Source organism: Serratia sp. HNCC26DJ244 (assembly GCF_057180565.1).
In genome coordinates, this window is the sequence record NZ_JBXUGO010000007.1 from 112,921 (window position 1) to 126,001 (window position 13,081).

Annotated in this window: 10 protein-coding genes and 1 other annotated feature (1 of these 11 cut by a window edge); of the genes, 7 read left to right on the forward strand and 3 right to left on the reverse strand. The window is 47.6% G+C overall.

The genetic code is table 11. The features are described 5' to 3' along the window. Nucleotides 1-93 (reverse strand) — a sequence feature (Trp leader region) (it extends 12 nt beyond the left edge of the window). Nucleotides 94-338: 245 nt separating this feature from the next. Beyond that, entirely contained in the window at nucleotides 339-3,011 is a 2,673-nt protein-coding gene (gene adhE, locus AC2A06_RS08210) for a bifunctional acetaldehyde-CoA/alcohol dehydrogenase (RefSeq protein WP_484379964.1), read from the reverse strand. Between the two features lie 612 nt (nucleotides 3,012-3,623). Between adhE and AC2A06_RS08215 the strand changes: the two genes are divergently transcribed. From AC2A06_RS08215 to oppF, 6 genes are all read left to right on the forward strand, one after another. Next, entirely contained in the window at nucleotides 3,624-4,268 is a 645-nt protein-coding gene (locus AC2A06_RS08215; RefSeq protein WP_473197670.1) for a YchE family NAAT transporter, read from the forward strand. 777 nt (nucleotides 4,269-5,045) lie between these two features. Continuing rightward, nucleotides 5,046-6,683: an oligopeptide ABC transporter substrate-binding protein OppA gene (gene oppA / locus AC2A06_RS08220; RefSeq protein WP_484379965.1), complete on the forward strand. Its 1,638-nt coding sequence runs from the start codon at nucleotides 5,046-5,048 to the stop codon at nucleotides 6,681-6,683. A 121-nt stretch (nucleotides 6,684-6,804) separates the two neighbouring features. Further along, entirely contained in the window at nucleotides 6,805-7,725 is a 921-nt protein-coding gene (oppB, locus tag AC2A06_RS08225; RefSeq protein ID WP_484379966.1) for an oligopeptide ABC transporter permease OppB, read from the forward strand. Between the two features lie 15 nt (nucleotides 7,726-7,740). Further along, nucleotides 7,741-8,646: an oligopeptide ABC transporter permease OppC gene (gene oppC, locus AC2A06_RS08230; RefSeq protein WP_023491620.1), complete on the forward strand. Its 906-nt coding sequence runs from the start codon at nucleotides 7,741-7,743 to the stop codon at nucleotides 8,644-8,646. An 11-nt stretch (nucleotides 8,647-8,657) separates the two neighbouring features. Continuing rightward, complete coding sequence (gene oppD / locus AC2A06_RS08235) at nucleotides 8,658-9,656, forward strand: oligopeptide ABC transporter ATP-binding protein OppD (protein WP_484379967.1); 999 nt, start codon at nucleotides 8,658-8,660, stop codon at nucleotides 9,654-9,656. After that, nucleotides 9,653-10,651: a murein tripeptide/oligopeptide ABC transporter ATP binding protein OppF gene (gene oppF, locus AC2A06_RS08240; protein ID WP_484379968.1), complete on the forward strand. Its 999-nt coding sequence runs from the start codon at nucleotides 9,653-9,655 to the stop codon at nucleotides 10,649-10,651. Before oppD ends, oppF begins: the two co-directional genes overlap by 4 nt. 71 nt (nucleotides 10,652-10,722) lie before the next feature. Here oppF and AC2A06_RS08245 read toward each other — a convergent pair whose 3' ends face one another. Further along, nucleotides 10,723-11,052, reverse strand: a complete 330-nt coding sequence (locus AC2A06_RS08245) for an HI1450 family dsDNA-mimic protein (protein ID WP_473198005.1) — start codon at nucleotides 11,050-11,052, stop codon at nucleotides 10,723-10,725. Nucleotides 11,053-11,176: 124 nt separating this feature from the next. Then, the gene (cls, locus tag AC2A06_RS08250; RefSeq protein WP_484379969.1) at nucleotides 11,177-12,640 is read right to left on the reverse strand and encodes a cardiolipin synthase; all 1,464 of its coding nucleotides are present in this window, start codon (nucleotides 12,638-12,640) and stop codon (nucleotides 11,177-11,179) included. Nucleotides 12,641-12,871: 231 nt separating this feature from the next. Here cls and AC2A06_RS08255 point away from each other — a divergent pair, with 231 nt between their 5' ends. Next, nucleotides 12,872-13,048 (forward strand): YciY family protein, encoded by a 177-nt coding sequence (locus AC2A06_RS08255; RefSeq protein ID WP_023491625.1) that lies wholly within the window; start codon nucleotides 12,872-12,874, stop codon nucleotides 13,046-13,048. The last annotated feature ends 33 nt before the right edge of the window (nucleotides 13,049-13,081 follow it).

Genomic DNA, 13,081 nt, shown 5'->3' on the forward strand with positions numbered 1-13,081 from the left:
GCTACTTTCGGCGGGCTTCGGGAATTTGCAGTGTCAGATGACAGGCACGCGTTACCACTCAACCCTTGATTGAGATTGACGCCACCAACGAAGAAGAGAAGTTTGTTTAATCATTTTATTTGCTCTCTATATCTCATCTAGACAGGGTTATCACTCCGAACTCGTGTACTAGTTAACTAGTTCGCGCATGCAAAGTCAAGTGTATTTCAATCCAATTTTTAGTCATTGAATGGTGCAAATGGGTAGCGAACTCAATAAGGTGACAAAAATGGGGGATATAGAAAAAGAAAACGGCCCGTAGAGGGCCGTTGGTGATTCAGGGCTAGTTCGCTAGCCGATTATTTCTTTGACTTTTTTTCCGCTTTGGCGGCAACAGGGGCAGCAACCACAGTATCTTCTAGTGCTTCGCTGAATGCGTGGCCATAGTAGGTATCCATCAAGATTTGCTTGAGTTCAGCAATCAACGGGTAGCGTGGGTTAGCACCGGTACATTGGTCATCAAACGCATCTTCAGACAGTTTGTCGACTTTTGCCAGGAAATCAACTTCTGGTACACCAGCGTCACGGATTGAAGCAGGGATGCCCAGTTCAGTTTTAATCTCATCCAGCCACTTCAGCAGTTTTTCAATTTTCTGAGCGGTACGGTCACCAGCAGCACTTAACCCCAGATGGTCAGCGATTTCAGCGTAACGACGACGCGCTTGTGGCCGGTCATACTGGCTGAATGCAGTCTGCTTGGTTGGGTTGTCGTTTGCGTTATAACGGATAACGTTAGCGATCAACATGGCGTTAGCCAGACCGTGTGGGATATGGAACTCTGAACCCAGTTTGTGCGCCATTGAGTGACACACACCCAAGAAGGCGTTGGCAAATGCAATACCCGCGATGGTGGCAGCGTTATGCACACGTTCACGAGCAACCGGGTTCTTGGCACCGTCTCTATAGCTGGCTGGCAGATACTCTTTCAGTAATTTCAGTGCTTGCAGTGCCTGACCGTCTGAGTATTCGTTCGCCAGTACCGAAACGTAAGCTTCCAGAGCGTGAGTTACCGCATCCAAGCCACCATAGGCACACAGGGATTTAGGCATGTTCATCACCAGATTGGCATCGACAATGGCCATATCAGGGGTCAGCGCATAGTCAGCCAATGGGTATTTCTGACCGGTAGCATCATCGGTCACCACTGCAAATGGGGTGACTTCTGAACCGGTACCGGAGGTGGTGGTGACCGCGATCATCTTCGCTTTCACGCCCATTTTCGGGAATTTGTAGATACGCTTACGGATGTCCATAAAGCGCAGTGCTAAATCTTCAAAATGGGTTTCCGGATGTTCATACAGCACCCACATGATTTTGGCTGCATCCATTGGTGAACCACCACCCAGCGCGATGATGACATCGGGCTTGAAGGAGTTCATCTGCTCAGCACCTTTGCGCACGATGCTCAGCGTTGGGTCAGCTTCCACCTCAAAGAACACTTCTGTTTCAATGCCATGGGATTTCAGCACTTTGGTGATCTGATCTGCATAGCCATTATTGAACAGGTAGCGGTCGGTGACGATAAAGGCGCGTTTTGCCCCATCGCTAGCCACTTCTTCCAGCGCGATAGGCAATGAACCCCGACGGAAATAAATTGATTTAGGAAGTTTGTGCCACAACATGTTTTCTGCTCGCTTCGCTACAGTTTTCTTGTTGATCAAGTGTTTTGGACCGACGTTTTCAGAGATGGAGTTACCCCCCCATGAACCACAGCCCAGCGTTAGTGATGGCGCGAGTTTAAAGTTGTACAGGTCACCGATACCCCCTTGAGATGCTGGGGTATTCACCAGAATACGTGCGGTCTTCATTTTGTCGCCGAAGAACTCAACACGTTCGGTTTGGTTGTCTTGGTCGGTATACAGGCAGGAGGTGTGGCCGATCCCACCCATCGCGACCAGTTTTTCGGCTTTGCTGACGGCATCGGCAAAGTCTTTGGCACGGTACATAGCCAGAGTGGGTGACAGTTTTTCATGAGCAAATGGCTCAGTTTCGTCAACCACTTTGACTTCACCAATCAGGATTTTGGTATTGGCAGGGACTTTGATACCCGCCATTTCAGCGATCTTAGGTGCAGACTGACCCACGATAGCCGCATTCAGGCCACCATTTTTCAGGATAATATCTTGTACCGCTTTCAGCTCTTTACCCTGCAGCATATAGCCGCCGTGGGAAGCAAAACGCTCACGAACAGCATCATAGGCTGAATCAACGACGATAACTGACTGTTCAGAAGCACAGATAACACCGTTATCAAAGGTTTTTGACATCAGGATAGATGCCACAGCGCGTTTGATATCGGCCGTTTCATCGATGACTACCGGGGTATTACCGGCACCAACACCGATAGCAGGTTTACCTGAGCTATAAGCGGCTTTAACCATACCTGGGCCACCGGTGGCCAGGATCAGGTTGATGTCAGGGTGGTGCATTAATTGGTTGGACAAGTCAACGGTAGGTTGGTCAATCCAGCCAATAATATCCTTGGGGGCACCAGCAGCAATGGCGGCTTGTAGCACGATATCTGCCGCTTTGTTGGTGGCGTTCTTGGCACGTGGATGTGGCGAGAAGATGATACCGTTACGGGTTTTCAGGCTGATCAGCGCTTTAAAGATGGCCGTTGATGTCGGGTTGGTGGTGGGGACAATACCGCACAGTAGACCAATAGGTTCGGCGATGGTGATGGTACCGAAAGTATCATCTTCTGAAAGGATGCCGCAGGTCTTTTCATCTTTATAAGCGTTATAGATATATTCTGAAGCAAAATGGTTTTTGATCACCTTGTCTTCAATAATACCCATACCGGATTCTTCAACGGCCATTTTAGCCAGAGGAATACGGGCATCAGCAGCGGCGAGGGCCGCAGCGCGGAAAATATTGTCAACTTGCTCTTGTGAGTAGTTGGCATATTCACGCTGGGCTTTTTTGACACGCGCGACTAGCTCGTTTAGTTCAGCAACATTCGTTACAGCCATAATGCTCTCCTGATAAATGTTAAACTCTTTCAGTAAATAAGCCGTTTGAGTGTCGAGTCCCGATTCTGCATCGACCTGCCATCTTCAACGTTGCGGAAAGTGTGGGTTGAAAAACACCTTACCACCACGCATCCTGCTGATTTACTTAAAGAGCTTTACCAAGTACAAGATTTGGTAGCAGGCTACTTTAAGAAGAGAGAGACAACATAGGGTGGTTTATCAGCCCGGTTACTCCCTTATTACTATGGTTAAGAGCTTAACGATTCTTGAGTGGTGATTTTGTGACATACATCATAAAAATAGGATGCTGACACCTTTCAGCTATTGTTTGTTGAGAACCATTTTCAATAACAAGTAGATTGTTGAATTATTTATGACAAGACATAAAGAATAGCATATGTTTTTAACAAGGCATTATCATATGCAACATTCTAGCTCACCGACATTTCGCTAATTAAGCGCTTGTCACTGGCATTGATTTCTAATGGCAGAGGAAAAGTCGCTCGATATAGTGAAAAATGCTACGTGAGTGGATGGATTACCTAACTCAATTCTATTACATTAGCGCTCATTAGAGTGTCTCTCTTTATAGCTAGCAATGCGGAGTTTTTTGTGGGCCAATCTCTGTTCGATTTATCCGTCTACATCAAGTTTTTTGTTGGTCTGTTTGCGCTGGTAAACCCAGTTGGTATCTTGCCGGTATTTATCAGTATGACCAGCTATCAGGCGGAGGCGGGGCGCAATAAGACCAACCTGACCGCTAACCTGTCGGTGGCGATCATCTTGTGGACTTCACTGTTTTTAGGTGAAGCCATCTTACGTGCTTTCGGCATCTCTATTGATTCATTCCGTATTGCTGGTGGGATCCTGGTGGTGACCATTGCCATGTCGATGATCAGCGGTAAGCTGGGGGAAGACAAACAGAATAAACAGGAAAAATCAGAGAGTTCCATCCGCGAAAATGTCGGTGTGGTGCCTTTAGCATTACCTTTGATGGCCGGGCCAGGGGCGATCAGTTCCACAATCGTCTGGAGTTCTCGTTATCACAGTTGGCAGAATCTGTTAGGTTTTTCGCTGGCGGTTGCCTTGTTTGCTTTTTGCTGTTGGCTGTTGTTTCGCGCAGCCCCCCTGTTGGTACGTTTGTTGGGGCAAACCGGGATTAACGTGGTGACACGTATCATGGGGTTATTATTGATGGCTCTGGGTATTGAATTTATTGTGACCGGCATGAGAACTCTGTTCCCAGGGTTACTATAAATCTTAGAAAGTAGATTTATTTTTATTCAGATTGCGCGGATTTCGCCGTGGAGGAGGAGAGGGGATAGAGCGGGTTCTTATTCTATCCTCTTGTGAAGGCCAGTGTTTTTATTTGACTGGTTTCGCTATTTTTCCAATTTATCATTGCTATGCTGTTTGTTTGTTCAATTCTTGTCTGCCGACCTATCTGGTTATTTTCACCACCACAATGTCAACGCTGTTGCTAATTTATCCATACAATTCTGCAGGGGTTGTCTCGGTTTCATTCAGATGTTATTAGTGATTAATTATCTTAGATCAAGTGATCATTTGTTACTTGTTGATTAATTGAAAATATTTTGCAATTTATTTGTTATCTTGGCATGGCCTGACGAAAGGAGATTGATAGTTGACCGTGCTAATCACAATGTTAATTAATCTTTAAAATAAGCATAAGAATTAGACTGCTGATCGAGTCAGCAAGGGCGGCTAATAAAGAGAGCTATTTAACATTTCTGTAAAATATTTTGGCGCTGGCTTTATCTGTCTGTTAGCTTTCGAGCAATTATCCTGACGAAAACCGCGACTCACGTTCATTCGCGTTGAGGGCCAAACGGCGTCGTTTGGGCTATCTACAGCGTTGGCCTTGCTAGCTAAGCTAGATGAATCAATGGCCACTGGGCGGGTAACCGGCGGGAATACCAAGCCAGGCGACATCATTTTATTTTACTACGCCCCGGTTCACGGGTGACCCCAAACTGATGATAGTTTGGCGATAAATAAACAGGAGAGTATGCAATGAGCAATATCACGAAAAAATCACTGCTGGCAGCGGGTATTATTGCCGCGTTAGGTATCAGTACTAGCGGAATGGCATGGGCGGCGAATGTGCCTGCAGGGGTACAACTGGCTGATAAGCAGGAGATCGTGAGGAACAACGGATCTGAAGTGCAATCCCTTGATCCGCATAAGATTGAAGGCGTACCTGAAAAAAATGTCACTAATGACTTGTTGGAAGGGTTGGCCAGCAACAACCCAGATGGTTCAGTAACCCCTGGGGTGGCAGAAAGCTGGGATAACAAAGATTTTAAAGTATGGACTTTCCACCTGCGTAAAGATGCCAAATGGTCTAATGGTCAGCCGGTAACCGCTCAGGATTTCGTCTATAGTTGGCAACGCATCGTTGACCCGAAAACCGCTTCCCCTTATGCCAGTTATCTGCAATATGCCCACGTAGAAAATGTTGATGAGATCATTGCTGGTAAAAAAGACAAGTCAACATTAGGTGTCAAAGCCATTGACGATCATACCTTCCAGGTGACATTGACTGAGCCCGTGCCCTACTTGGCTGAGATGTCAGTGCACTACGCTATGAAACCGGTGAATAAAGAGGCAGTGGAAAAGTTTGGCGATAAGTGGACCCTGCCACAAAACTATGTCAGCAATGGTGCCTATAAACTGAAAGATTGGGTGGTTAACGAACGTATTGTTTTGGAACGCAACCCTGAGTACTGGGATAACGCGAAAACCATCATCAATAAAGTCACTTTCCTGCCGATTGCTTCTGAGGTTACTGATGTCAACCGCTATCGAACCGGCGAGATTGATATGACCTATAACCATTTGCCGATCGAACTGTTCCAAAAGTTGAAGAAAGAGATCCCGCAGGAAGTGCACGTCGATCCTTATCTGTGTACTTATTACTATGAAATCAATAACCAGAAAGCACCGTTTACCGATGCTCGGGTGCGTGAAGCGCTCAAGTTAGCGATGGACCGCGATATTATCGTTAATAAAGTGAAGAATCAGGGCGATCTGCCCGCTTACGGTTTTACACCACCTTATATCGATGGGGCAAAATTAACCCCACCAGAGTGGTTCGGCTGGACGCAGGAAAAACGTAATGAAGAAGCTAAAAAACTGTTAGCTGAAGCAGGCTATGGCCCAGATAAACCCCTGAGTTTCTCTCTGCTGTATAACACCTCCGATCTGCACAAAAAACTGGCCATTGCCGCTGCCTCAATTTGGAAGAAGAACCTAGGGGTGGAGGTGAAATTGGAGAATCAGGAGTGGAAAACCTTCCTGGATACCCGCCATCAGGGAACTTATGATGTTTCGCGGGCTGGTTGGTGTGCTGATTACAACGAGGCAAGTTCCTTCCTGAACATGATGTTGTCTGACAGCAGCAGTAATACCCCGCACTATAAAAGCCCGGCCTTCGATAAGCTGATGGCTGAGGCCATTACCACCAAGAGCAAAGAGCAGCGTGCTGGCATCTATCAACAGGCTGAAGTGCAATTGGACAAAGACTCTGCCATTGTGCCGGTTTTTTACTATGTTAATGCCCGCTTGGTGAAACCCTATGTTGGCGGTTACACCGGTAAAGACCCTCTTGATAATGTCTATCAAAAAGATCTGTACATTATCAAGCATTGATACGCAAATGGCGGGCGGCAGTGGTCGCCCGCACAGTTAATCAAGATAGCCCGCTTATTCATGTTGTGGTCAACACCGCAACAACTTGTCTGGCGGCGGGCTATAGCACAGGGTTAGGGGCATGCTTAAATTTATCTTACGCCGCTTATTAGAGGCGATCCCGACACTATTTATACTTATTACCATCTCTTTTTTTATGATGCGTCTTGCGCCGGGTAGCCCGTTTACCGGTGAACGAGCATTGCCCCCTGAAGTTATGGCGAACATTGAAGCCAAATACCATCTTAATGATCCGATTTGGAAGCAGTACGGACATTATTTGTTGCAATTATCGAAAGGCGATTTTGGTCCTTCGTTTAAGTATAAAGACTATTCAGTCAATGAGTTGGTGGCTGCTTCATTCCCGGTTTCCGCCAAGTTGGGGGCGGCGGCTTTTGTGCTGGCGGTGTTATTGGGGGTTAGTGCCGGTGTGATTGCCGCGTTAAATCAGAATACCAAGTGGGATTATACCGTGATGGGGTTTGCCATGACCGGGGTAGTGATACCCAGTTTTGTGGTTGCCCCCTTGTTGGTGCTGGTTTTCGCTATTGTTTTGAAATGGTTACCTGGCGGTGGCTGGAATGGTGGCGCGCTGAAATTTATGATTCTGCCGATGGTGGCGCTTTCTCTGGCTTATATTGCCAGTATTGCCCGTATTACGCGCGGCTCAATGATCGAGGTGTTGCATTCCAACTTTATCCGCACCGCACGAGCCAAAGGTTTACCAATGCGGCATATTATTTTCCGCCATGCGTTGAAGCCGGCATTGTTACCAGTGCTCTCTTATATGGGGCCGGCCTTTGTCGGGATTATCACCGGCTCAATGGTGATTGAAACCATCTTCGGATTACCGGGGATAGGGCAATTGTTCGTTAACGGGGCGTTGAACCGGGACTACTCATTGGTATTGAGCCTGACTATTCTGGTCGGTGCCCTGACCATTCTCTTTAATGCGATCGTTGACGTGTTGTATGCGGTGATCGATCCAAAAATCCGTTATTAAACTGGAGCACGCAAGATGTGGATGAAAACTAAGCGCAAAGCTCTGGAAAACTTCAGCGAACAGCTTGATGTTGAAGGGCGTAGCCTATGGCAGGATGCGCGCCGTCGTTTTATGCATAACCGTGCCGCGGTGAGTAGCCTATTTATTTTAATGCTGATTACCCTGTTTGTGGTTTGCGCACCTTGGTTGTCACCATTCGCTTATGATGACACTGACTGGGCCATGATGTCTGCGGCACCTAGCTTTGAATCTGGGCACTATTTTGGTACTGACTCTTCGGGTCGTGATTTGTTGGTACGTGTAGCGATTGGTGGACGTATTTCACTGATGGTGGGGGTTGCCGCCGCGTTGGTGGCGGTGGTGGTAGGGACGCTGTACGGTTCGTTATCGGGTTATGTGGGGGGCAAAACGGACTCGGTAATGATGCGTTTATTGGAGATCCTCAACTCTTTCCCATTTATGTTCTTTGTCATCTTGCTGGTGACTTTCTTTGGGCAAAACATCCTATTGATTTTTGTCGCCATCGGGATGGTGTCGTGGCTGGATATGGCGCGTATTGTGCGCGGGCAGACACTGAGCCTCAAGCGTAAAGAATTTATCGAGGCTGCCTTGGTGGGCGGTGTCTCAACCCGCAATATTGTCTTGCGCCATATCGTCCCCAATGTTTTGGGGGTGGTGGTGGTTTATGCCTCTCTCCTGGTGCCGAGCATGATTTTGTTTGAATCGTTCCTTAGTTTTCTCGGGTTGGGGACACAAGAGCCACTGAGTAGTTGGGGCGCACTGTTGAGCGATGGTGCTAACTCGATGGAGGTTTCACCGTGGTTGCTGCTGTTTCCAGCGGGTTTCCTGGTGATTACGCTATTTTGTTTCAACTTTATCGGCGATGGTTTGCGTGATGCCCTCGATCCGAAAGATCGTTAAGGAATGCAACCATGAGCATGACTGAAAATATTCAAACCGAATTGCCACTGTTGCTGGATGTTAACGATCTGCGTGTCGCCTTTGATACGCCAGATGGGGATGTCACCGCGGTTAATGACCTCAATTTTGATCTGCGTGCAGGTGAAACCCTGGGGATTGTTGGGGAGTCCGGTTCAGGTAAATCGCAAACGGCATTTGCGCTGATGGGGCTGCTGGCCAGCAATGGTCACATCAGTGGGTCGGCAAAATTTAATGGCCGTGAAATTCTTAATCTGCCAGAAAATCAGCTAAACAAGCTGCGGGCAGAAGAGATCTCGATGATTTTTCAAGACCCGATGACCTCTTTGAACCCTTATATGCGTGTTGGCGAACAATTGATGGAAGTGCTGATACTGCATAAAAAAATAAGTAAGAGTGAGGCATTTGAAGAGTCGGTACGGATGCTTGATGCGGTAAAAATGCCTGAAGCACGTAAGCGTATGCGCATGTATCCTCACGAATTTTCTGGTGGAATGCGCCAACGCGTGATGATCGCCATGGCATTGTTATGCCAGCCGAAATTGCTGATTGCTGATGAACCCACCACCGCACTGGATGTAACCGTACAGGCGCAAATCATGACACTGTTGAATGAGCTGAAACGTGAATTCAATACGGCAATTATTATGATCACCCATGACTTGGGGGTGGTTGCCGGTATCTGCGACAAAGTGCTGGTGATGTATGCCGGGCGCACCATGGAGTATGGTAGTGCGCGCGATGTATTCTATCGTCCGAGTCACCCTTACTCTATCGGTCTGTTAAATGCGGTGCCACGTCTCGATGCGGAGGGGGAATCATTGATGACTATTCCCGGGAACCCGCCAAACTTGTTACGCTTGCCACCAGGCTGCCCATTCCAACCTCGTTGCCCCTATGCGATGGATGAATGTGCCAATGCACCGTCACTGGCGCCGTTTGGTGAAGGGCGGCTACGTGCTTGCTTCAGGCCTGTGGAGGCATTGGTATGATGGACGCAGAGAAAAAAGTGCTGCTTGAAGTGGCAGATCTAAAAGTGTACTTCGATATTCATAATGACAAGCAATGGTTCTGGCAAGCGCCTAAAACTCTGAAAGCGGTTGATGGCGTCACTTTGCGCCTGTTTGAAGGGGAAACCTTGGGGGTGGTGGGTGAGTCTGGTTGCGGTAAATCTACCTTCGCGCGAGCGCTGATTGGTTTGGTGAAAGCCACCAGTGGACGTGTAGCCTGGTTAGGGCAGAATCTGCTGGGTATGAGCGATGCGCAGTGGCATAAAACGCGCAGTGATATTCAGATGATTTTCCAGGATCCGCTGGCTTCGCTCAATCCACGCATGACGATTGGGGAGATCATTGCTGAACCTCTGCGAACTTACCATCCAAAGATGTCACGCCAAGAGGTGAAGGATAAAGTACAAGCGATGATGCTAAAGGTGGGGTTATTGCCCAACTTAATCAACCGCTATCCGCATGAGTTTTCTGGAGGTCAATGTCAGCGCATTGGTATTGCCAGAGCATTGATTCTGGAACCTAAACTGGTGATTTGTGATGAACCGGTTTCCGCATTGGATGTCTCGATCCAGGCTCAAGTGGTTAATCTGTTACAACAGTTGCAGCGGGAAATGGGGTTATCGCTGATTTTCATCGCCCATGATCTGGCGGTGGTGAAGCATATTTCTGATCGAGTGCTGGTGATGTATCTGGGTCACGCTGTGGAGTTGGGTACCTATAGTGAGGTTTACCATAATCCGCAGCACCCATACACCAAAGCACTGATGTCAGCGGTGCCGCTCCCTGATCCCGACAAGGAGAAGAAGAAGCAGATTCAATTGTTGGAAGGGGAATTACCATCGCCGATTAACCCGCCATCGGGTTGTGTGTTCCGCACCCGTTGCCCAATTGCCGGGCCAGAATGTGCTAAAACGCGGCCATTATTAGAAGGCAGTTTCCGACATGCGGTATCCTGCTTGAAGGTTGACCCGCTCTGATATCTACCTGAGTTGACTTACGTCTTAGGCAACACCTGCCAAATGGCAGGTGTTATTACCCTGTCACGAAATCACTCTTTCCACAAGATATGACACAATTTGTGGTCTTTTTCGCGGCAGATAAGAATACGGGCGAACACATCATTAATCGGGTCACCTTCATTATCTGCCAGGCCGATGACGACCTCGGCAAAAAAGTCTGGGCTAAGATCGTAATCGACATGTTGTTGCCAGTCTTCTGCTGGATCATAGAGCTCCGCACCACCACGTTCCTCAAACTGCAAGTTAAACAGCAGAATATCTGCCGGATCTAAATTATCGCCTGCCAGTTCCAAGAAAATATCATAAGCCTGCTCAAGTGTTTCATCTTCACTAAGGCGATTATCTAAGTCCATAACAATGTCCTGCTCACTAAAAAGTTTAAATTATACTTTAAATTACATGGCGTTATGACCAATGCGTTCCAAATGACGAGACGCATGGCATAACATGAATAAACTGCGGAATAAGCCATACCCGTTATTTTTACAGAAACGGGCTGAAAAAATAAAAAAGTCGCTCGGCAATGCGATACCAGAAAGGGCGATGTAGCCACTGGTCCGCATCCAGTCGTGTTGAGCGGGCAATATAGTCATCCTGCACGCAGGCCAGATCATTACCGAAGCCGTCATCATCAATGGCCAAGGTAATTTCGAAGTTGAGCCATAGGCTACGCATATCAAGATTGACAGTACCGACCAGACTTAATTGACCATCAACCAAGACGCTTTTGGTATGTAGCAACCCACCTTTAAATTGATAAATTTTTACGCCTGCGGCCAATAGTTCTGAAAAGAATGAGCGGCTAGCCCAACGCACCATCATCGAGTCGTTATGAAGGGGGACGACAATGCTAACATCAACACCGCGCAGGGCAGCGGTACAGATGGCATGGAGCAGGTCATCACTGGGTACGAAATAGGGGGTAGTCATCACCAGTTGTTCACGTGCAGAATAGACAGCAGTTAACAGCGCTTGGTGGATCATGTCCTCTGGGAATCCCGGGCCAGACGCGATTACCTGTATCGTGTGACCACTTTCCCGCTCAAAAGGCATAATATGGCTATCTGGCGACGGCGGCGGTAAAATTCGCTTGCCGGTTTCCATTTCCCAGTCAAAGGCATACACAATTCCCATGGTGGTGGCTACTGGGCCTTCCATACGAGCCATGACATCAATCCATTGCCCAACTCCGGCATCTTGTTTAAAGAAACGCGGGTCGACCATATTCATGCTGCCGGTATAGGCGACATAATTGTCGATCAGTATTACTTTGCGGTGTTGTCGCAAGTCCATACGACGTAAGAATACGCGAAATAGACTAACCTTAAGTGCTTCAACCACTTCAACGCCAGCGTTACGCATCATTGCTGGGTAGGGGCTGCGGAAAAATTGCACACTTCCGGCGGAATCAAGCATTAAGCGGCAGTGTACACCCCGGCGTGCCGCAGCCATCAGGGCTTCAGCTACTTGGTCTGCTTGACCCCCGGGTTGCCAGATGTAAAACACCATCTCAATATTATGCCGTGCCAGTGAAATATCACGGATTAAAGTGCTTAATGTATCCTCGGTCGTGGTCAGTAGCTGTAACTGATTACCTTTGACGCCATTGATACCATGGCGATGGTAACAAAGCTGGAACAAGGGTCGTGCTACTTCACTGTATTCGGTGGCAAAAATTTTGCGATTTTCTTTTAGTTTATCCAGCCAGAGTGAGGTAGAGGGCCACATGGATTTGGCCCGTTCGGCGCGTCGTTTGCCTAGGTGTAATTCGCCAAAAGAGAGATAAGCCACAACACCCAATAAGGGCAGAATATAGATCACCAGTAACCATGCCATCGCCGAGGGTACTGCGCGTCGTTTCATCAGTATGCGCAATGTTACCCCGGCGATAAGTAGCCAGTAACCGAAGAGCAGAAACCAACTGAGTAAGGTATAAAAGGTTGTCATAAAGGGGGAAATCCCATTCGCCAAGTGTTGATAACCAGTGTACGCACAGAATAATAAAGGTTAAACCTTTTATCGGTGATCAAGTTACATAAAAATAATTGACAAAACCGATTTTTTCAAAAAATAAGAAGGATGATGCTGCATAGAAGCCGGGTTAATAAGACTTTCAGCATTAATGGAATTAACTTGGGTATATAATACTGATGTTGGGTATTGGATGAGTAACGAAGAATGAGACGTAGTAGAAACGAAGTGGGGCGCTGGCGAATGTTACGCCAAAGCCAGCGCCGTAAGCAACGTTGGCTTGAGCGGCAATCCTGCCGTAATCGGCATATTATGCGTGTATGTCGTCGTTTGGACGACCAACATCGTCGGGCTTTGCTGTTTGTGGTGGCATACGAGTGGTAAATCTCTCAACAGACCGATTTGGGACTGTTGAGT

Bases quoted from the DNA above. Each gene is read 5' to 3' on its own strand.
- oppB (WP_484379966.1), top strand. From the start codon at position 6,805: ATGCTTAAATTTATCTTACGCCGCTTATTAGAGGCGATCCCGACACTA.
- oppD (WP_484379967.1), top strand. From the start codon at position 8,658: ATGAGCATGACTGAAAATATTCAAACCGAATTGCCACTGTTGCTGGAT.
- oppC (WP_023491620.1), top strand. From the start codon at position 7,741: ATGTGGATGAAAACTAAGCGCAAAGCTCTGGAAAACTTCAGCGAACAG.
- adhE (WP_484379964.1), bottom strand. From the start codon at position 3,011: ATGGCTGTAACGAATGTTGCTGAACTAAACGAGCTAGTCGCGCGTGTC.
- cls (WP_484379969.1), bottom strand. From the start codon at position 12,640: ATGACAACCTTTTATACCTTACTCAGTTGGTTTCTGCTCTTCGGTTAC.
- oppA (WP_484379965.1), top strand. From the start codon at position 5,046: ATGAGCAATATCACGAAAAAATCACTGCTGGCAGCGGGTATTATTGCC.
- oppF (WP_484379968.1), top strand. From the start codon at position 9,653: ATGATGGACGCAGAGAAAAAAGTGCTGCTTGAAGTGGCAGATCTAAAA.
- AC2A06_RS08255 (WP_023491625.1), top strand. From the start codon at position 12,872: ATGAGACGTAGTAGAAACGAAGTGGGGCGCTGGCGAATGTTACGCCAA.